A 21099-nucleotide genomic window follows, 5' to 3' on the forward strand; every position below is an offset into this window, starting at 1 on the left:
CCTCTGCTCTACTCCGACAGGGCGCGGGCCACTGTTGCGCCACAAATCACGCTTTACGTCCAGGCCGACACCCCACCCCGCCCCCGTCCCCGGCCCGGGCCGTCTCCGGGCTTTTCAGCCGTCCGGCGTTTGAGGACCGGGGTCTGGGGCGGAGCCCCAGGGGGTCCGGGCGCAGCCCGGGCCCCCCGCTTCAGACCGTCCGGCGTTTGAGGACCGGGGCAGGGCCGGCCCTGGGAACGGTGGAAGGGCGGGTCGGGGACTTCGCCCCGCGCAGCGGCAAGGGTCACAGTGGGGACTTCGCCCCGCGCAGCGGCACGGGTCACAGCGGGGACTTCGCCCCGCGCAGCGGATCCGTCGGCGGAGCGTAGGGGGCAGGGTCGCTGCGGAGGCCGTGGGTGGTGACCACGACCTCGAAGGCGGGCGGCGCCGTCGCGGGGAGGGGCGCGGTCAGGGTCCCGTCCGGGACGACCGTGGTCGGGAGGGGCGTGCCGTCCACCTCGACCCGCGGGTTGTCCCCGAAGCCGCCGCCCGCGATGGTCAGCAGACCATCGGTCACGGAGACGCCGGTGATCACCGGGTTCCCCCGCACGGCCACCTTGTTCAGGAGGTACGCTCCGGCCGGCGCCCCGGTCAGCGCCCACATCTCCGCCGGCAGCTTCGGCAGCCCGCCGCCCACGTCGGTCAGGAAGAAGGCCACCACGTACAGCATCGTGACCGCGCTCAGGGCCACGTACTGCAGGTCGACCAGGTCGGTCCGCCCGCCGTCGTTCGAGATCAGGTCGTGCACCGGGCGCCGCTTCGTGCCCTTCGGCGCCGGTTTGGCCATGGAGCCCCGCTCCACCCGCATGCCGACCACCGCCTTCGCCGCGATCAGGGCGGCGTACGGGCCCCCGAGCAGCGGGAGGTAGACGGTCGTCAGGGAGGACAGGGGGCCGTCGGGGCCCTGGAACCAGGCGACGCCGCCGCCCGCGGTGAGCCCGTAGCCGAGGGTCGCCAGGAGCAGCCAGAGCAGGATCACCGTCCAGGCCAGGGCGAGCGTGATCGAGGTGGAGAGGCGCCCGTCGCGGCCGGTGACGAAGCCCGGGTGGCGGAGCAGGCGCAGGACTATCGGGCCCGCCAGAGCGGCCAGTAAGGCGAGGGCGAGGAGTGCGGACGTCATGTGGGTCCCCCCGGGAGTGCGGTGTCTCCGAAGAGGGTTACCGTCTCGGCCCGAGCATGACAAGTTGCCTCTCAGCCTTCCCGCTGCTCCGGCAGTACGGGGAACCGCCGCGGCGCCACCAGCAGCAGCACCAGCGCCGACGCGACCGCCGCGAGGGTCGCGCCGAGGAAGATGTGGTCCCCGGCGGCGGCCACGGCCCGGCGCAGGTACTCGCCGGCCTCCGGGGGGAGGAGTTCGGGGTGGGTCAGGGCCTTGGACACGTCGTCCAGGGTCGCGGGGAGTCCGGGCACCGGGGCCTGCGCCAGCCGGCCGGCAAGGGTGGCGTTGGCCACGGCGCCCAGCAGGGCCGCTCCGACGCTCTGCCCGACGTTGCGGCAGAACAGCACCGAGGCCGTCGTGGTTCCGCGCTCCTCCCAGCCCACCGTGGACTGGACCCCGACGATCAGCGGGAGCTGGAAGAGGCCGAGGGCCGCGCCCAGCAGCAGCATGATCAGTACGGGCTGCCAGACCGGGGCGGGGTAGGGGAGCAGGGTGAAGGAGCCGAGGATGAGGGCGGCCAGAGAGACCCCGGTCGCGGCGGTGTTGCGGAAGCCGATGCGCCGGTAGACGTGCTGGGCGAGGGCGGCGCTGATCGGCCAGCTCAGGGTCATCGCGGAGGTGACCAGGCCCGCGCCGGTGGGGCCGAGGCCGAGTACGGACTGGGCGTACGTCGGCATGAACACCATCGGGGCGACCATCAGCAGGCCCAGCCCGGCCATGGCCAGGTTGACGGCGGCGATGGTGCGCCGGCGCCACACCCAGCCGGGCAGGATGGGCTGCTCGGCCCGGCGCTCGATCCGGACGACGAGCACGCCCAGCACGACGGCGGCCGCGAACAGTCCCAGCGAGGGCGCCGACAGCCAGGGCCAGGCGACCCCGCCCTGGACCAGCGCGAACAGCAGCAGCCCCCCGCAGGCGAAGACGGCGAGGGCTCCCGCCCAGTCGACGGGGCCGGTGCGGCCGGGGGCCCGGTTGGGCTCGACCAGGTGGCGGCTGATGACCCACAGGGCGGCGGCGGCCAGCGGCAGGTTGATCAGGAAGATCCAGCGCCAGTCGGTGTACGTGGCGATCAGCCCGCCGAGCGCGGGGCCGGCCAGCGCCGAGGTGGCCCAGACCACGGACATCCGGGCCTGGATGCGCGGCCGGTCCTTGAGCGGGTAGAGATCGGCGGCCAGGGTTTGGACGGTGCCCTGCAGGGCGCCGCCGCCCAGGCCCTGGAGGATCCGGAAGGCGATGAGGGCGGCCATGTTCCAGGCGGCGGCGCACAGCAGCGAGCCGAGCAGGAAGAGGCTGATGCCGAGGAGCAGGACGGGCTTGCGGCCGTAGGTGTCGGAGAGCTTGCCGTATACGGGGAGGGTGACCGTTCCGGCCAGGATGTAGCCCGAGAAGATCCAGGAGAAGACGGCGAAGCCGCCGAGGTCGCCGACGATCTGCGGGACGGCGGTGGCGACGATGGCGCTGTCGAGGGCGACGAGGCCCATGGTCAGCATCAGGGCGGCGACGACGGCCTTCCGGGGCCGCCCGGGCGGTGAGGCCGCCCGCGTGCCCGTGCCTGTTGTGGCGGAGGACTTGCCTCCGCCTCCGGCGGGGTCGCCCCCCGGTATGCCTCCGGCGCTGTCGTCGGTACTCGCGCCCGTGCTCTCCCCTGAGCCCATGAGAAACCCCTCCCCCCGTCCGTACCTGCGCGGACACCTTCTCACTGCCGGATTGCGGGGTGGTATCCCCTCAGGGCGCCTCGTCCCAACGGGCGAGATCCCCTAGGGGTTGGTCCTCACAAGGATCCAGGGACGGGTCGTCCCGGGGGAGGAGGAGGAAAGGGCGCGGCTCTTCTTAACTGGTTTCTACAGGGCGGGAGTCCGGGGGGTAGGGCTAGCACCCCTATGGATACGGCGATTGGCACCAGCGTGCCGCGGTACCCCCGGCCAGCAGACTTCGAATGAAGCGCATCACATGCTTCGCACCACGCATCGACACGAGGGGAAACACCGTGACAACGGCTATGACCGAAACCAGGCACGGGGGCACTGGAGGGCATGAGGCCGTCGCGGCGCGGGCACGGAAGGTCGTCAAGGCCTACGGCTCCGGCGAGACGCGGGTCGTCGCCCTCGACGCGGTGGACGTGGACATCCAGCGCGGCCAGTTCACCGCGATCATGGGGCCCTCGGGCTCCGGCAAGTCCACGCTGATGCACTGCCTGGCCGGCCTGGACACGGTCACGAGCGGCCAGATCTTCCTGGACGACACCGAGATCACCGGCCTGAAGGACAAGAAGCTCACGCAGCTGCGCCGCGACCGGATCGGCTTCATCTTCCAGGCCTTCAACCTGCTGCCGACGCTCAACGCCCTGGAGAACATCACGCTCCCCATGGACATCGCCGGCCGCAAGGCCGACGCGGAGTGGCTGAACCGGGTGGTGGAGACCGTGGGTCTGGCGGGCCGCCTCAAGCACCGTCCGACGGAGCTCTCCGGCGGCCAGCAGCAGCGCGTGGCGGTCGCCCGCGCCCTGGCCTCCCGGCCCCAGATCATCTTCGGCGACGAGCCCACCGGAAACCTGGACTCCCGGGCCGGCGCGGAGGTCCTCGGCTTCCTGCGCCGTTCGGTGAACGAGCTGGGCCAGACCATCGTCATGGTCACCCACGACCCGGTCGCCGCCTCCTACGCGGACCGCGTCATCTTCCTCGCCGACGGCCGGATCGTGGACGAGATGCACACGCCCACCGCCGACCAGGTCCTGGACCGCATGAAGGACTTCGACGCCCGTGGGCGGACGTCATGACCGTCATGAAGACCGCGCGGCGCAACTTCGTCGCGCACAAGGGGCGGATGGCGCTCTCCGCCGTCGCCGTCCTGCTCTCCGTCGCCTTCGTCTGCGGGACGCTGGTGTTCACGGACACCATGAACACCACCTTCGACAAGCTCTTCGCGGTCACCAACTCCAATGTCACGGTCACTCCGAAGGAGGCCGAGAACAGCGGGGAGACCCCCGACACCGGCAAGCCGCAGGCACTGGCCGGCTCGCTCGTCGAGCAGGTGAAGAAGGCGGAGGGCGTGAAGTCCGTCGAGGGCGGCGTGTCCTCGATGGCGGTCACCGTCGTCAACGCCAAGAACGAGAACCTCGGCTCGACCACGGGAGCCCCGACCTTCGCGGGCAACTGGACCGAGAACGAACTGCGGTCGATGAAGATCATCGAGGGGCAGGCCCCGCGCGGCCCCACCGACGTGATGATCGACGCCGACACCGCGAAGAAGCACCATCTGAAGCTCGGTGACGACATCCGCACCATCGCCGTCACCGGCGACATCCGCTCCAAGATCACCGGCATCGCCGCCTTCACCGTGACCAACCCGGGCGCGACCGTCGTCTACTTCGACACCGCCACCTCGCAGCAGAAGCTGCTCGGCGCCCCGGACGGCTTCACGCACCTGAACGTCACCGCCAAGGACGGGGTGAGCGACGCCCAGCTCAAGGCGAACGTCGCCTCCGTCGTCGGCGCCGACGCCTACCAGCTGCAGACCGCCAAGGAAGCCGCGGACGCCAACCGCAAGAACATGGACTTCCTCGACATCATGAAGTGGGTGATGCTCGGCTTCGCCGCGATCGCCTTCCTCGTCGGGATCTTCCTGATCTTCAACACCTTCTCGATGCTGGTCGCCCAGCGCACCCGTGAGATCGGCCTGATGCGGGCCATCGGCGCCGACAGCGGCCAGGTCCTCAAGTCGGTGGTCATCGAGGCCCTGCTGCTCGGCGTGGTCGGCTCGATCCTCGGCGTCGCCGCCGGCATCGGACTGGCCGTCGGCCTGATGGAGCTCATGAGCGGGCTCGGTATGAGCCTGTCCACCGAGGACCTCACCATCGCCTGGACCACCCCGGTCATCGGCATCGTCCTCGGCGTCGTCGTCACCGTCATCTCCGCCTTCATCCCGGCCCGCCGGGCCGGCAAGGTCTCGCCGATGGCCGCCCTGCGCGAGTCGGGCACCCCCGGCGACAAGAAGGCCGGCCGGATCCGCGCCGCCCTGGGCCTCGGCCTCACCGGCATCGGCGCCGCGGCCCTGTACCTCGCGGGTACCGCGGACACCGCCGGGCCCGGAGCGCAGTGGCTGGGTCTGGGCGTGCTGTTCACCCTCATCGGCTTCATCGTGATCGGCCCGCTCCTCGCGGGAGTCGTGGTCCGGGCCCTGTCCGCCCCGGTGCTGCGGCCCTTCGGCTCCATAGGCCGTCTCGCCGAGCGCAACGCCCTGCGCAACCCGCGCCGCACCGGTGCCACCGCCGCCGCGCTGATGATCGGCCTCGCGCTGGTCGCCTGCCTGTCGGTGGTCGGCTCCTCGATGGTGGCCTCGGCCACCGACGAGCTCGACAAGTCGGTCGGCGCGGACTTCATCGTCCAGTCCATGACGGGCCAGCCGGTCGTACCGCAGGCCGAGGAGGCGCTGCGGGCCATGCAGGGTCTGGAGCACGTCACGGCCTACCGGGAGGTCGACGCCAAGATCACCGCCCCCGACGGCACCACCGAGTCCGACGGCATCGGGGCCATGGACCCCACCTACGCCAAGGACGTCCGGCGCAAGACGACCGCCGGCGAGCACGCGGACGCGTACAAGCCGGGCTCGATGTCGGTGGGCTCCGAATACGCCACCAAGCACCGGATCAAGCTCGGTGACGAGCTGACGGTCGCCTTCACCGGCGGCAAGACCGCCAAGCTCAAGGTCGCGGCGATCACCAGCGACGAGGGCAACCTCGACAAGGGCATGAAGTACGTCAGCACCGCCGTCGCCGAGGCGAATCTGCCGGCCGACAAGATGCCCAGGCCCTTCATGCTGCTGGCCACCGCGAAGGACGGCCAGGACGATGCCGCGTACAAGGCGGTCAAGGCGGATCTGGCCGAGTACCCGCAGTACCAGGTGCTCAACCAGACCGACTACAAGCAGGCGCTGAAGGACCAGGTCGGCCAGTTGCTGAACGTGGTCTATGCCCTCCTCGCCCTCGCGATCATCGTCGCGGTCCTGGGCGTGGTGAACACCCTGGCCCTCTCGGTGGTCGAGCGGACCCGCGAGATCGGCCTGATGCGCGCCATCGGCCTCTCCCGCCGCCAGCTGCGCCGCATGATCCGCCTGGAGTCGGTGGTCATCGCCCTCTTCGGCGCCCTGCTCGGCCTCGGCCTGGGCATGGGCTGGGGCGCCACCGCCCACCAGCTCCTCGCGCTGCAGGGCATGAAGATCCTCGAGATCCCGTGGCCCACCATCCTCGGCGTGTTCGCCGGCTCCGCCCTGGTCGGTCTGCTGGCCGCACTGGTCCCGGCCTTCCGGGCGGGCCGGATGAACGTCCTGAACGCGATCGCCAGCGAGTAGTCGCCGGGCGGTCGTACGGGGGAACGCCGCGGCCCCGTCTCACCCGTTCGGGTGGGGCGGGGCCGCGGTCGTCCGCGGAAGGACCGGGTGTCCCGCCGCCACCACCGGCGGCCGTCCGAATCCCACGCGCGGCTGTCGGACCCGCGTCGTAGGGTGGGAACCCCCGGCCCGTTCGACGTGTCGGGTCCTTCGCGTTGCCGCCCCGCGGGAACTCGCCGCACCTCACCGGACGGAAAGCCGCCTTCATGAGCCTGCACGGACTGCTCGACGCCGTCACCCGGGACCCCGCACTCGCAGAGGCGGTCACCGCGGCCGGGGACGGCAACCGCATGCACGTGGACCTCGTCGGCCCGGCCGCCGCCCGGCCCTTCGCCATCGCCGCGCTGGCCGCCCGTACCGGGCGCACCGTGCTCGCGGTGACCGCCACCGGGCGGGAGGCCGAGGACCTGGCCGCCGCGCTGCGCTCGATGCTCAACCCCGACGAGGTCGCCGAGTACCCGTCGTGGGAGACGCTCCCGCACGAGCGGCTGAGCCCGCGCAGCGACACCGTCGGCCGCCGCATCGCTGTACTGCGCCGCCTCGCGCACCCGAGCAAGGACGACCCGGCCGCGGGCCCGGTCTCCGTGGTCGTCGCGCCGATCCGCTCCGTGCTCCAGCCGCAGGTCAAGGGGCTCGGGGACCTGGTCCCGGTGAGCCTGCGCCAGGGCGAGAGCGTGGACCTCGGCGCGGTGACGCAGGCACTGGCCGCCGCCGCGTACGCCCGCGTGGAGCTCGTCGAGAAGCGCGGCGAGTTCGCGGTGCGCGGCGGCATCCTCGACGTGTTCCCGCCCACCGAGGAACACCCGCTGCGCGTGGAGTTCTGGGGCGACGAGGTCGAGGAGATCCGTTACTTCAAGGTCGCCGACCAGCGCTCCCTGGAGGTCGCCGAGCACGGCCTGTGGGCACCGCCCTGCCGGGAGCTGCTCCTCACCGACCAGGTGCGCGAGCGCGCCGCGGCCCTCGCCGAGCTCCACCCCGAGCTCGGGGAGCTGCTCCACAAGATCGCCGAAGGGATCGCCGTCGAGGGCATGGAGTCCCTGGCCCCGGTCCTGGTCGACGACATGGAGCTGCTGATCGACGTACTGCCGGCCGGGTCGATGGCCGTCGTATGCGACCCGGAGCGGGTCCGCACGCGCGCCTCCGACCTGGTGGCGACCTCGCAGGAGTTCCTGATGGCCTCCTGGGCCGCCACAGCCGGCGGCGGCGAGGCCCCCATCGACGTGGGCGCGGCCTCGCTCCGCGGGATCGCCGACGTACGGGAGCACGCGCGCGAGCTCGGCATGATGTGGTGGTCGGTGTCCCCGTTCGCCGCCGATGAGGACGCAGCGCTCGGCAGCGACAGCCTCACCCTCGGCATGCACGCCCCCGAGGCCTACCGCGGCGACACCGCCCGCGCGCTCGCCGACACCAAGGCCTGGATCGCCGACGGCTGGCGCACCGTCTACCTCACCGAGGGCCACGGCCCGGCCGCCCGTACCGTCGAGGTGCTCGGCGGCGAGGGCATCGCGGCCCGCCTGGAGGCGGACGTCACCGTCCTGGAGCCCTCGCTCGTCCACGTCTCGTGCGGCTCCCTCGACAACGGCTTCGTCGACCCGGCCCTCAAGCTCGCCGTCCTCACCGAGACCGACCTGACCGGCCAGCGCACCGCCACCAAGGACCTCGGCCGGATGCCGACCCGGCGCCGCAAGACGATCGACCCCCTCACCCTGGAGGTCGGCGACTACATCGTCCACGAGCAGCACGGCGTCGGCCGCTACATCGAGATGGTGCAGCGCACCGTGCAGGGCGCGACCCGCGAGTACCTGCTCGTCGAGTACGCGCCGGCCAAGCGCGGCCAGCCCGGCGACCGCCTCTACATCCCCACCGACCAGCTGGAGCAGGTCACCAAGTACGTCGGCGGCGAGGCCCCGACCCTGCACCGGCTCGGTGGCGCCGACTGGACCAAGACCAAGGCGCGCGCCAAGAAGGCGGTCAAGGAGATCGCCGCCGACCTGATCAAGCTCTACAGCGCCCGGATGGCGGCCCCCGGCCACACCTTCGGCCCCGACACCCCCTGGCAGCGCGAGCTGGAGGACGCCTTCCCGTACGCGGAGACCCCCGACCAGCTCACCACCATCGCCGAGGTCAAGGAGGACATGGAGAAGTCGGTCCCGATGGACCGCCTGATCTGCGGCGACGTCGGCTACGGCAAGACCGAGATCGCGGTGCGCGCCGCCTTCAAGGCGGTCCAGGACGGCAAGCAGGTCGCCGTCCTCGTACCGACCACGCTGCTGGTGCAGCAGCACTTCGGGACCTTCTCCGAGCGGTACGCGCAGTTCCCCGTCAAGGTGAAGGCGCTGTCCCGCTTCCAGAGCGACACCGAGTCCAAGGCGACCCTGGAGGGCCTGCGCGAGGGTTCCGTCGACATCGTCATCGGCACGCACCGGCTGTTCTCACAGGAGACCAGGTTCAAGGACCTGGGCCTGGTCATCGTCGACGAGGAGCAGCGGTTCGGCGTCGAGCACAAGGAGCAGCTCAAGAAGCTGCGTGCCAACGTCGACGTGCTGACGATGTCCGCGACCCCCATCCCGCGCACCTTGGAGATGGCGGTGACCGGCATCCGCGAGATGTCCACGATCACCACCCCGCCCGAGGAGCGCCACCCGGTCCTGACCTTCGTCGGCCCCTACGAGGAGAAGCAGATCGGCGCCGCGATCCGCCGCGAGCTGCTCCGCGAGGGCCAGTGCTTCTACATCCACAACCGGGTGGAGTCCATCGACCGGGCGGCCGCCAAGCTCCGCGAGATCGTGCCCGAGGCGCGCATCGCGACGGCGCACGGCCAGATGTCCGAACAGGCCCTGGAACAGGTCGTGGTGGACTTCTGGGAGAAGAAGTTCGACGTCCTCGTCTCCACGACGATCGTCGAATCCGGCATCGACATCTCCAACGCCAACACCCTCATCGTCGAGCGCGGAGACAACTTCGGCCTCTCCCAGCTCCACCAGCTGCGCGGCCGCGTGGGCCGTGGCCGCGAGCGCGGGTACGCGTACTTCCTGTACCCGCCGGAGAAGCCGCTGACCGAGACCGCGCACGAGCGGCTCGCCACGATCGCCCAGCACACCGAGATGGGCGCGGGCATGTACGTGGCGATGAAGGACCTGGAGATCCGCGGCGCGGGCAACCTGCTCGGCGGCGAGCAGTCCGGCCACATCGCGGGTGTCGGCTTCGATCTCTACATCCGGATGGTCGGCGAGGCCGTGGCCGACTACCGGGCCGCGATCGACGGCGGAGTGGAGGAGGAGCCGCCGCTGGAGGTCAAGATCGAGCTGCCGGTCGACGCGCACGTACCGCACGACTACGCGCCGGGCGAGCGGCTGCGGCTCCAGGCGTACCGGTCCATCGCGTCGGCCAACTCCGAGGAGGACGTGAAGGCGGTCCGCGAGGAACTCACCGACCGCTACGGCAAGCTGCCGGAGCCGGTGGAGAACCTGCTCCTGGTGGCCGGACTGCGGATGCTCGCCCGCGCCTGCGGGGTCGGCGACATCACCCTCCAGGGCCCCAACATCCGCTTCGGGCCGGTGGAGTTGCGCGAATCGCAGGAGCTGCGGCTGAAGCGGCTCTACCCGGGGTCGGTCATCAAGCCGGCCGCCTCGCAGGTGCTGGTGCCGCGGCCGAAGACGGCCCGGGTGGGCGGGAAGCCGCTGGTCGGACGGGAACTGCTGGGCTGGACCGGGGAGTTCCTGGCCACGATCCTCGGTTCGTAGGCGCGGCGCGCGCAGACACGGCGCCCGTGGGCAGGGCGCGCGCAGACACGGCGACGGCCGCGACGGGGACTTTCCGGTCCCGGGTCGCGGCCGTTCGCGTTCTCGCGGGGGCTACTTATTCGGGTCGTCGTCGATCCCGAGCTTTTCTTCCATCTGCTGTTGGGCCTTGTCGACTTGGTCGGCGTACTTGTTGCCGGTCTTCTCGTTGACCTCTTGCTCGAGGTTGTCCGAGATGTCCTTGCCCTTGTCCTTGAACCTGTCGAAAATCCCCATGCTCGGGCTCCTTCCGTAGTCCCGGTTGCGACGCTACGCCCGTTTGGGGTGGTTCGCCCGCTGGAGAGTCGGTACGTCCCGTAAAGCCATGGAGTTTATGATCTTGTCCTATGCGTCCCCACCTGCTGTTTCACGCCGTCCTGCTCGCCTCGGCCGTCGCCCTCTCCGGATGTACGGTGCCCACCGGGCCCGGCGCCGGTGCGGATGCGGACGTCCCGGGCCCGGCGAACGGGCCGGTGGCCCTGACCTCGGTGGACGGGCTCGCGGTCAAGGGGCGGGCGCCGAAGACCGGGTACGCGCGCGAGCAGTTCGGCAAGGGCTGGCTGGACACGGACGGCAGCGGCTGCGGGACCCGCGAGGACATCCTCAAGCGGGACCTCGTCCGGACCACCTTCAAGGACGGCTGCAAGGTGCTGACCGGGGTGCTGGAGAGGGACCCCTATACCGGCGCGCGCATCACGCACGAGCGGGGCCGCACCGGCGTGGACATCGACCACGTCGTGGCGCTCTCCGACGCCTGGCAGAAAGGGGCCGGAGGCTGGGACAAGGGCAAGCGGATCGCCTTCGCCAACGATCCGCTGAATCTCCTCGCGGTCGACGCCGCGGCCAACCGCAAGAAGGGGGACGGCGACGCGGCCACCTGGCTTCCGCCCGACCGCGGGTACCGCTGCCGCTACGTCGCGTCCCAGATCGCGGTCAAGCGGAAGTACGGTCTGTGGGTCACGGCCGGTGAGCGCGACGCGATGAGGCGGGTACTGGCCGGCTGTCCCGCGGAGCGCCTGCCGACCGGGGGCAACCCCACCCGCCCGCCGGAGCGGCTGCGCTGATCCATCCCCTGGGGGTCGGGTCCTGGGCCGCCGTGTCGGCCGGGCCCCGGACCACCCCCCTGCATCAGGTCCTGGGTCACCCTGTGCCGGGCCCCGGACCACCCCCTACAACTACAACCACAACCACAACCACAACCACAACTACAACTACAACTACGTCTGCACCTGCATCAGGGCATCTGAATCTGGGCCTTGATCAGGCCTTCTTCCAGTCCTGGCAGTCGACCGTCTTGAAGAAGCCGTCCCCGGCGGCGATCGTCACGACGGCCTGGCCCTCGGGGTTCTCGTTGGCGATGACGGTTTCGATGCTGCCGGACGCGTCCTTGGTGCGCTCCCAGTAGCAGCCGCTGCCGTCCTCGGTGGAGCCGGCGGACTTGTAGGTGCCCGGTGCGACGTCGACGCCGACCTTGAGCGTGCCGCCCTTGCCGGAGATCCCGGCCTTCGGAGTGCCCTTGGCCTTCGGGTCCACGAGCTCCCAGCCCTTGCAGCCCTCGGTCTTGAAGATCTTGTCGGTGGCGACGATGGCCGTGTACGTGGAGCCGACGGCGTTGTCGTTGTCGATGATCGACTCGGGCTCGCCCTTGGAGTCCTTGGCGCGCTCCCAGTAGCAGTTGTCGTTGGCCGTGTTGCCCGTCGAGCGGTAGAGGCCCGGCTGGACGTCGGAGCCGACCTGGAAGGTGCCGGTGCCCTTGATGGCCGACTTCGCCTTGCCCGCGTCGGCGGCGGGGGCGCTGCTCGACGACTTCGCCGGCTTCGAGGCGGCCGCGTCGGCGCCCTTGTCGGCGCTGGGTTCGGTGCCGCCGCACGCGGTGAGCGTCACGAGGGCGATGGCCGCCCCGCAGCCCGTCAGGACCTTGGTGCGGGAGGTGCGGGAGGTGCGGGAGGTGCGGGAGGTGCGGGTGGTCCGGGCGATCCAACTGGTGTGCGTGGTGCGGGACATGTGTGTGGCTCCTGCCTGAAATCTGACGGCCTGTTCGGTGTGAACATCACAGCAGAGCCTGTGAACCGAGTCAACGAGTTTCTGGGAGGTTGTTAAATTCACACTGTGAAGTGGTCTCTCCTCTTTGCGGCTGTATGCTCGCGCACATGCCGGAGCAGAAGCCCCCCACCGAGGCCCCAGCCACCCCCACAACCACCCCGCACACCACCGAAGTCGAAGCCGTCGTCCCCGTAGCCGTCGCCCCCGAGGTCACCGCCGCCGAGATCGCCCGCCTCGCGGGAGTCGGCCGCGCGGCCGTGAGCAACTGGCGTCGCCGCCACACCGACTTCCCCCGCCCCGTCGGCGGCACCGACACCAGCCCCTCCTTCGCGCTGGCAGAGGTCACCGACTGGCTCCGCGCCCAGGGCAAGCTCGCCGAAGTCCCGCTGCGCGAACGCGTCTGGCAGTACGTCGCCGCGCACCCCGGCGGCTCCGTGGCCGCGCTCGTCAAGGCCGGGAGCGCGCTGCTGCTCGTACGGGACCGGCCCATGGAGTGGCTGGAGGCCTCGGCCGTCTCCGACGTGCGGATGGCCGCCCTGCTGGCGCCCGCCGTCGACCGGGTGCTCGCCCTGCGGTTCGGGCCCGCGCACGCGCTCGGAGCCGTCGGCCCCCTGCGGCCCGCCTCGATGCCCTTCCTGCGTGCCGCCGCCGAGCTCGCCGCCGAACTGGGCACCAGGGGCGCCTTCGAGTTCCTGCTCGGCCGCCACCTCGAGGTCAACCCCCGCCAGTACACGCTCACTCCGGACGGTCTGGCCACCCTCATGGCCGCCCTCGCCGGGCCCTCCGTCAAGACCGTCCTGGACCCCGCCTGCGGCACCGGCACCCTGCTGCGCGCCGTCCCCGGGGCCACCGCCCGGTATGCGCAGGACAGTTCGCCCGAACTCGCCTCCCTCGCGGCCCTGCGCCTTGCCCTGCACTCGGACGCGCCGGTCCGCGCGGCCGCCGCCGACAGCCTGCGCGCCGACGCCTTCGCGCGCCCCGTCGCCGAACCGGCCGACGCCGTGCTCTGCCACCCGCCGTTCAACGAACGCAACTGGGGCCACGAGGAGCTGGCTTACGACCCGCGCTGGGAGTACGGACTGCCCGCCCGCGCCGAATCCGAACTCGCCTGGGTCCAGCACGCCCTGGCCCACCTGCGCGAGGGCGGCACCGCCGTCCTGCTCATGCCGCCCGCCGCCGCCGCCCGCCGCTCCGGCCGCCGCATCCGCGCCGACCTGCTGCGCCGGGGCGCGCTGCGGGCCGTCGTCGCCCTCCCGGCCGGCGCCGCGCCGCCGTACGGGATCCCGCTGCACCTGTGGGTGCTGCGCAGGCCCGCCCCGCACGCGGCGCCCCCCTCCGGGCTGCTCCTCGTGGACACCGCCGCACTCACCGACGGGTCCGGGCAGGGGCCCGGCCGGTCCGGGTGGGCCGCCGTGCACAGCGCGGTGGAGGAGGCCTGGACGGCGTACGAGCGCGGCGGCCCGTCCCCGGACGTCACGGACGTGCCCGGCGTGCGCCGCGTGGTGCCCGTCGTGGACCTGCTCGACGACGACGTGGACCTGACCCCAGCCCGCCATCTGCCGCCGCCCGCCGCGGGCGGCGGCGTGGCCGAACTGACCGCCGTACGGGACCGGCTGGACTCGACGCTGACCCGCGCGGCCCGGCTCACCCCGCCGGCCCCGCCCGCCGCCTCCCCGGACCGGCCCGCCGCGGAGCCGGCCCGGCTGCCGATGACCACCGTCGGCGAACTCGCCCGCGCCGGAGCCCTGCTCCTGTACACGGGCACCGGCAGCGGCGCGGGCCGGGCCCCCGTCCTGACCGAGTACGACGTGAACGCCGGCACCGGACCCTCCGGCACCCTGGCCGCCGCCACGGAGACGCCGCTGCTCACCGCGCCCGGCGACGTGGTGGTCCCGCTCACCGGAGGCGCGGGCGTGGCCCGCGTGGTCGACGCGGCCACCGCCGGGGCGGCGCTCGGCCGGGGCCTGCAACTGCTGCGGCCCGACCCGGCCGCCCTGGACCCCTGGTTCCTGGCCGGCTTCCTGCGCGCCACCGCCAACAACCGCCGCGCCAGCAGCCACGCCTCCACCACGACCCGGCTCGACGTGCGCCGCCTCGAACTGCCCCGGCTGCCACGGACCGAGCAGGAGGTCTACGGGGCGCGGTTCCGGGCGCTCGCCGAGTTCGAGGACGCCCTGAGGCTGGCCGCCCGGCTCGGGGAACAGCTCGTACAGGGGCTGTACGACGGGCTGTCGGACGGTACGGTCCGGCCGGAATGAGCGCGCGGGCCGGTGGGCGAACCGGTGGGCGAACCGGTGGGCGAACCGGTGGGCGGGCCGCCCGGGCGGCGACCGTACAACGGTTCGCGCATCCCCTCACTCCCGGCCGGAAACGCTGTATACGCTCAGACCCGGCACCACCCCGTATTTCCCGCAGTCCCCCGCTTCACGCTTCCCCGCCCTTCCTCCGCACGGCCCGTCAGGAGCAGCGATGCACGGCCCCGGCACCCCGCCGCCCCTCGGTCACCGGCCCAGTACCGGGAGCGTGGTGACGCTCCGCGTGCTGTTCGCGCTGCTCCCCGTCCTGAGCTGCGGACTCTTCGCCTGGGGGACGATGCTGCGGCTCGCGCTGGTCACCCGCCGGCGCAGGGACTGGTGGCTGATGGGCGCGTCCGTGGTCACCGAGTTCTTCTGGGTGCTGCTGAGCGGGCTCGACCCGACCCCCGACAACAGCGGCTGGCAGGCCAACGTCGGTGCCTCCCTCACGATCCTCACCGGCTTGAGCGTCACCGCGTACTTCCTCGCGGCCGACATCCGCCACCACGCCGCGGCCAGGGCGGGGCAGCACGCCGCCTGGTATCCGCCGCCGCCCGCGCCGTACGTACCGCACCAGCCGCAGCCGCAGCCGCAGCAGCAGCAGGCTCCCGCGTACGGTTACCCGCCCGCCCCCCAGCAGGTCATCCCCGAGCCCGCGCCCGCCCCGACGCCGCCCCCGCGCATCGGGCAGGTCCGCGCCGAACTCGACGAGCTCAGCGAGCTCCTGCGCAAGCAGCAACCGCCCCACAACGAGGGCCCCCGCCCGTGACGGACCGGCTCATCGGCGACCGCTACCAGCTCGCCACCATCCTCGGCCAGGGCGGCATGGGCCAGGTCTGGACCGCGTACGACCGGCGCCTCGACCGCCGCGTCGCGGTCAAACTGCTGCGCCCCGACAAGGTGGCCGGCCCCGGCTCCGTGGCCGAGGAGCTGCGCCGCCGCTTCGTGCGCGAATGCCGGGTCACGGCGCAGGTCGACCACCCCGGGCTGGTCACCGTGCACGACGCGGGCAGCGACGGCGACGAGCTGTACCTCGTCATGGGGTACGTGGAGGGCGCCGACCTCGCCGACCACCTCGCCGAGCACGATCCGTACCCGTGGCCCTGGGCGGTGTCGGTGATCGCGCAGCTGTGCTCGGTGCTGTCGGCCGTGCACGCGGTGCCGATCGTCCACCGGGACCTCAAGCCGCGCAACGTCATGGTCCGTCCCGACGGGACCGTGCTGGTCCTGGACCTCGGCGTCGCCTCCGTGATGGACACCGACACCACCCGCCTCACCAGCACGGGTTCACCGATCGGCAGCCCCGCGTACATGGCCCCCGAACAGGCCATGGGCGGTGCCGTCGGCCCGCACACCGACCTCTACGCGCTCGGCGTCGTCCTGTACGAGCTGCTGTCCGGCAACGTCCCCTTCGCCGGCTCCACCGCGCTCGGGGTGCTCCACCGCCACCTGTACGAACCCCCGCTCCCGGTGCGCCAGTTGCGCCCGGAGGTCCCGCAACAGCTGGAAGCCGTACTCCTCCAGCTGCTCGCGAAGGACCCGCAGGAGCGGCCGGCCTCCGCGCAGGCGGTGTACGCGGCCCTCGCGCCGCTGCTGCCGCACCCGGGCTCGGGCGCCCCCACCGGCCCGCTCGATCCGACCCGCCCCTTCCTGCGCCCGCAGGCCCCCTGGCCCGACCGTGCCACCGTGATCCCGCCCCGGCCCGCGACCCCGCCCGCACCGCCGAGGCCGGACGTGCCGGCGGCCGTGGAGGAGGCGAAGAAGCTCCTGGACCAGGGCATGCTCACCCAGGCCGTGGACATCCTCGGCGGCATCCTGCCGGCCGCGGCCGAGCAGCACGGCGAACGCTCGCCGGTGGTCCGCTCCCTGCGCAAGCAGTACGCGGCCACGCTGATGGACGACGGGCAGTACCGCCGGGCCCTGCCCGAACTGCGCCGTTTGTCCGACGAGTTCCCGGCCGGCGACCCGCAGTCCCTGCGCTTCCGCTACGACGCGGCCCAGTGCCTGGAGCAACTCGGCGAACCGGCCGCCGCCCTGGCCGAGTACCGGGCGCTGCTGCCGCTGTTCGAGAACCACTACGCGAACCCGGACCCGGGCCTCCCCCTGGAGGTCCGCCGCCGCATGGCCCACCTGCTGCTCTCCCTCGGCGACCGCCCGGCGGCCCACGACACCCTGGCCCGTCTGCTCTTCGACGCGGAACGCCTGCACGGCACGGCGCACCCCTTCACGGCGGAGGTCCGCCGGACCCTCCAGTGGCTGGGCCAGGTGCGCTGAGAACGCACGCTGTCGTGATCAAGGACCCGGGAACGGGAGGTTCCGGTCGGCGGTGTACCGTACGGCGTCCTGTCAGCATCCCTGTGCGTCAAAGCGTTCCCGAGAGGTAGCCGATCGTGAAGGACACCGCCGCCACCGCGGCCGTCGAGAGTGCGGCCCCGCCGCGGGAAAGGACCCTGCCCGGGCTCCTTCCCAGGGCCCTGCTGGCCGCTGTCCCGGTGCTGAGCCTCGGGGTCCTCGGCGCGGTGCCCTCGCTGGTCATCGCCCGGCGCCGGGGTGCGCGCGCCGACTGGCTCGCCGCCCTCCTCTTCGGCTGCGTGACCGTCGCCTGGTGGTTCCAGATAGCCCTGACGCCGGAGGAGACCCACGGCTGGCAGTTCGGCATCGACGTGCTGCTGCTGTTCCTCTCCACGGCGGGCGCCGCGCTGCACTGCCTGTTCGCCAAGAGATGTGCGGCGGGGCCCCGATGAAGACGCGCCGTACGTGGAGGAACCGGACGGATCACCCCGAATCCGGGAGCGGGACGCTCCTCGGGCGGGTGCTGGCCGCGGTGAGCGGCACGCTGCGCGGCCGTACGGGATGGACGCTGGGCGGTGCGGCCGTGCTGGTGCTCGCCCTGGTGGGCGCGTGGGTGTTCGTCGGCAGTGGGCAGGACGGCCCGCCCGACCCGAGGGCGCGCCAGTACAAGGAGTTCGACGCCTGCCTGCTGACGGACGAGAAGGGCATCGTGACCGGTGCGCCCGCCGCCCCGGTGTGGGAGGGGATGCAGGCGGCCTCGCTGGAGACCCGCGCGCGCGTCACCTACGTGCCGGTCGTCGGGGAGTCCTCGGCCGACAACGCCCGGCCGTTCTTCAACAGCCTGATGCAGCGCAAGTGTGATGTGGTGCTGGCCGTCGGCGCCGCCCAGGTGGAGGCCACGCAGGCGGGGGCGAAGGGCCATCCCAAGGCGCGGTTCGTCGTGGTGGACGGATCGCAGGCGGCCGGGAACGTCACGGCGGTGAAGTCCGGTGACGGGCTGAAGGACGCCGTGGCAGAGGCCGTTCGACAGGCCGTCGAGGCGTCGGGCGCGTAACGGTCAAGCGTCGATCTCGCGTGGCGGATAAAGAATTGGTAAAAGCGCTGACCCCGGCTCACGCCCGTGTTCGGCGATCGGGCAGTCTCGCGAAGATTTTATCGATTTCGCGCAAGTAAGGCTCGCCCATGCGTGTTCGTAGGGTTCGTAGCTCGCGCCTCTTCCCACCGGGTCGTACCGGTAGGCGAAGAGCGAGGGTCACCGCTCTTTCCGTCCTGATTTCCTTCTCCTGCATGCTCACCACCGAGACCGCGGCCGCCAGTGGCGTCACGCTTCCGGCGCTGAGCATGCCCCGATTCTCCCTGTCCGGCCTGATGGGCTGGGCCGGTACGTCCCCGCTGGACACCCCCGACCAGCAGGGCGGCACCGCCCGAGGCAAGGGCCACCAGGCCTCCGCCGACGACACCAGCGAGGAAGGCGGCGCCGGCCGCAAGCCCGGCAAGGGCAAGGGCGAACTGGATCCGTACAAGCGGTTCACCGACCAGCCCGAAACGGCCACGACCGGCAAGGCCAAGGGAACGGCGAAGAGCTTCGACGCCCGGACCAGCAAGCGGGACGCCAAGAAGTCCACGGCCACGTCGGACCACTACGTCAACGCCGACGGCTCCACCACCGTCCGCCACTTCTCCGGCCGGGCCAACTTCAAGGACGCCGACGGCGCCTGGAAGCAGATCGACACCGCGCTGGTCGCGGACAAGGACGGCCGGCTCCAGGAGCGCGCCAACTCGCTCGACGTCGAGTTCGCCCCGAACGCCGCCGACCAGCAGCTCGCCTCCATCGACTTCGGCTCCGGCCGCTCCCTCGCCTACGCGCTGAGCGGCGCCGCGAAGGCCACGCCCACCGTGGCGGCCAACGGCACCACGACCTACGCCGGCGTACTGCCCGACACCGACGTGGAGCTGGTACCCCTCAGCGAGGGCTTCAAGGAGAACCTCGTCCTGAGGTCCCCGAAGGCGGCGAACTCCTGGACCTTCCTCCTGGACGCCAAGGGACTGACGCCGCGGATCGCGGCCGACGGAGACGTGGAGTTCACCGACGCCGACGGCAAGGTGACCGCCACCATCCCGCACGCGTTCATGGAAGACTCCAAGATCGACCCGCGCTCGGGCGACGCCGCCCAGTCCCGGGCCGTCACCTACGAGCTGATCGAGGCGGACGGCAAGCCGGCCCTGCGGATGACCGCGGACCGCGCCTGGCTGGACGCCCCCGAGCGGGTCTACCCCGTGACCGTCGACCCGACCGTCACCTCCAGCAACTCCACGTACAGCCAGAACACGATCGGCGGTGACCACTCCACCGAGAACCAGATCAAGGTCGGCTCGTACGACTCCGGCACCAACAAGGCGAACTCGTTCCTGCAGTTCTCCTCGCTGGGCAGCACGCTCGCCGGTCAGCGGGTCACCGCCGCCACGCTGAACGTGTACGCGCTCTGGTCCTCGACCTGCACCGCGTCGTCGTTCTCCGTCAACCACATCACGCAGTCGTGGACGCCCTCCGGCGTCACGAGCTACCCGGGCCCGAGCTACGGCACGGCCATCGGGTCGGCCACGCCCGCGCCGGGCGCCTCCTGCTCCAACACGACCGGCGCCACCAACGTCGGCGTGAAGATGGCGGTGCCGCTCCAGACCGCCTGGTTCGACCAGGTGGCCCTCGGCGGCGCCAACCACGGCCTGGCGCTGACCGCGCCGACCGGCGACGCGCTGCACTGGAAGAAGTTCCACTCCGACAACTCGGCGACCTCCGGATGGCGGCCGGCCCTGGAACTGACCTACTCGCCCAACACCAAGCCGCAGGTCGACGCCCAGTACCCGCCGGAGAACTTCCAGGCGCACACCCTCCAGCCGGAGCTGCTCGTCAACGCGAGCGACGCCGACAACTGGCCCGGGGCGCTGTCGTACTCCTTCGAGGTGTACGACGCCGACAGCACCAGCACGACCGCCGTCGCCACGTCCGGTCTGACGGCCGACCGTGGCTGGAAGGTCCCGGCGGGCAAGCTCAGCTGGAGCAAGAACTACAACTGGTACGTGAGCGTCACCGACGGATACGACTCGGTGATGTACTCGGCGAGCCGCTTCTCCACCGCGGTGCCGCAGCCGCCCGTCACCTCGCGCCTGGCCCAGAACAACGACGGCCACGAGTTCGACCCGTCGGACGGCAACTACACCACCGACGACACCGACGCGGACGTCCCCGTCGTCGGCCCGTCCCTGCAGATCGACCGCTCGTACAACAGCATCGACCCGCGGATCGACAGCGCCTTCGGCGCCGGCTGGTCCACGGTCGTCGACATGAAGGCGGCCGAGACCAAGGACGGCGCCGGTACGGTCACCAGCGTCGCGATCACCTACCCGGGCGGTGAGCAGGTCGCCTTCGGCCGCAACACCGACGGGAGCTTCGTGCCCCCGCTGGGCCGCTACGCCCGCCTGGAAACGGTCAGCGGCGGCTACAAGCTGACCGACAAGGACTTCACGGCCTACTCCTTCACGCAGGCGACCGCGAAGACCGGTGTCTACGCGATCTCCGGCATCGTGGACTTCGCGGGCCGCGGCGAGACGTTCACGTACAACGCCTCCAAGCAGCTGACGAAGATCACCAACACCACGGCCGGCCGTTCGCTCGGTCTGACCTGGGCCACTCCGGCCGGGGCCACCGTCCCGCACGTGGACACCGTGTACACCGACCCGTCGGTGCTGATCGAGCCGAACACCGCCCAGACGTGGAAGTACACCTACACCGGCGACCAGCTCGCCACGGTGTGCCCGCCCGCAGACTGGTCCAAGTGCACGCAGTACACGTACGCCACCGGCAACCACCACCGCACCACGGTCCTGGACGCCGACCCGTACGCGTACTGGCGGCTCGGCGAGGCCTCGGGCGCGACCGTCACCAAGGACACGGTCGACACCAACCAGGGCAAGTACAACGCCCTGTACCGCAACGTGACCCTGGGCAGCAGCGGTCTGCTGGCCGGCTCCACCCAGAAGACGGCCACCTTCAACGGCACGACCTCGTACGTCGAGATGCCGAGCGCCCCCGGCGCCACGCCCTAGTACA

At 71.8% G+C, this 21099-nt stretch carries 14 protein-coding genes; 10 read left to right on the forward strand and 4 right to left on the reverse strand.

Annotated features, from left to right (window positions below; translation table 11 throughout):
* Positions 1-319 precede the first annotated feature (319 nt).
* Entirely contained in the window at positions 320-1159 is an 840-nt protein-coding gene (locus tag ACFWBW_RS29770) for an IPT/TIG domain-containing protein (RefSeq protein WP_385378795.1), read from the reverse strand.
* Between the two features lie 71 nt (positions 1160-1230).
* On the reverse strand, positions 1231-2853 hold the full coding sequence (locus tag ACFWBW_RS29775; protein ID WP_385378797.1) for an MFS transporter: 1623 nt from the start codon (positions 2851-2853) through the stop codon (positions 1231-1233).
* Between the two features lie 344 nt (positions 2854-3197).
* On the opposite strand from ACFWBW_RS29775, the gene ACFWBW_RS29780 reads away from it, so the two are divergent.
* The 3 genes from ACFWBW_RS29780 (at position 3198) to mfd (ending at position 10326) form a co-directional block, all read left to right on the forward strand.
* Positions 3198-3974 (forward strand): ABC transporter ATP-binding protein, encoded by a 777-nt coding sequence (locus tag ACFWBW_RS29780; protein ID WP_385378800.1) that lies wholly within the window; start codon positions 3198-3200, stop codon positions 3972-3974.
* Positions 3971-6544 carry an ABC transporter permease gene (locus ACFWBW_RS29785; protein ID WP_385378803.1) on the forward strand — a complete coding sequence of 858 codons (2574 nt, stop codon included), beginning with the start codon at positions 3971-3973 and terminating at the stop codon, positions 6542-6544. Before ACFWBW_RS29780 ends, ACFWBW_RS29785 begins: the two co-directional genes overlap by 4 nt.
* Before the next feature lie 245 nt (positions 6545-6789).
* Positions 6790-10326: a transcription-repair coupling factor gene (gene mfd / locus ACFWBW_RS29790; protein ID WP_385378806.1), complete on the forward strand. Its 3537-nt coding sequence runs from the start codon at positions 6790-6792 to the stop codon at positions 10324-10326.
* A 111-nt stretch (positions 10327-10437) separates the two neighbouring features.
* Here the strand turns inward: mfd and ACFWBW_RS29795 are convergent, their stop codons facing one another.
* Positions 10438-10599 (reverse strand): Rv0909 family putative TA system antitoxin, encoded by a 162-nt coding sequence (locus tag ACFWBW_RS29795; RefSeq protein WP_250737350.1) that lies wholly within the window; start codon positions 10597-10599, stop codon positions 10438-10440.
* 110 nt (positions 10600-10709) lie between these two features.
* On the opposite strand from ACFWBW_RS29795, the gene ACFWBW_RS29800 reads away from it, so the two are divergent.
* Entirely contained in the window at positions 10710-11426 is a 717-nt protein-coding gene (locus ACFWBW_RS29800; protein WP_385378809.1) for an HNH endonuclease family protein, read from the forward strand.
* A gap of 196 nt (positions 11427-11622) precedes the next feature.
* Here ACFWBW_RS29800 and ACFWBW_RS29805 read toward each other — a convergent pair whose 3' ends face one another.
* A complete protein-coding gene (locus tag ACFWBW_RS29805) occupies positions 11623-12366 on the reverse strand; it encodes a hypothetical protein (RefSeq protein ID WP_385378811.1) in 744 nt (247 codons plus the stop codon).
* Between the two features lie 146 nt (positions 12367-12512).
* On the opposite strand from ACFWBW_RS29805, the gene ACFWBW_RS29810 reads away from it, so the two are divergent.
* The 6 genes from ACFWBW_RS29810 to ACFWBW_RS29835 all read left to right on the forward strand — a co-directional run bounded on the left by ACFWBW_RS29810 (position 12513) and on the right by ACFWBW_RS29835 (position 21095).
* Positions 12513-14663 carry an N-6 DNA methylase gene (locus ACFWBW_RS29810; RefSeq protein ID WP_385378814.1) on the forward strand — a complete coding sequence of 717 codons (2151 nt, stop codon included), beginning with the start codon at positions 12513-12515 and terminating at the stop codon, positions 14661-14663.
* Between the two features lie 211 nt (positions 14664-14874).
* On the forward strand, positions 14875-15468 hold the full coding sequence (locus ACFWBW_RS29815; protein ID WP_385378817.1) for a hypothetical protein: 594 nt from the start codon (positions 14875-14877) through the stop codon (positions 15466-15468).
* Positions 15465-16973: a protein kinase gene (locus ACFWBW_RS29820; protein ID WP_385378819.1), complete on the forward strand. Its 1509-nt coding sequence runs from the start codon at positions 15465-15467 to the stop codon at positions 16971-16973. Before ACFWBW_RS29815 ends, ACFWBW_RS29820 begins: the two co-directional genes overlap by 4 nt.
* A 116-nt stretch (positions 16974-17089) precedes the next feature.
* Positions 17090-17443 carry a hypothetical protein gene (locus tag ACFWBW_RS29825; protein ID WP_385378822.1) on the forward strand — a complete coding sequence of 118 codons (354 nt, stop codon included), beginning with the start codon at positions 17090-17092 and terminating at the stop codon, positions 17441-17443.
* Positions 17440-18045, forward strand: coding sequence for a BMP family ABC transporter substrate-binding protein (locus ACFWBW_RS29830; protein WP_385378825.1), 606 nt, complete (start codon positions 17440-17442; stop codon positions 18043-18045). Before ACFWBW_RS29825 ends, ACFWBW_RS29830 begins: the two co-directional genes overlap by 4 nt.
* Before the next feature lie 233 nt (positions 18046-18278).
* Entirely contained in the window at positions 18279-21095 is a 2817-nt protein-coding gene (locus ACFWBW_RS29835; RefSeq protein WP_385378828.1) for a DUF6531 domain-containing protein, read from the forward strand.
* Positions 21096-21099 lie beyond the last annotated feature (4 nt).

This window comes from Streptomyces sp. NPDC059957, assembly GCF_042730015.1.
Lineage (GTDB): Bacteria > Actinomycetota > Actinomycetes > Streptomycetales > Streptomycetaceae > Streptomyces.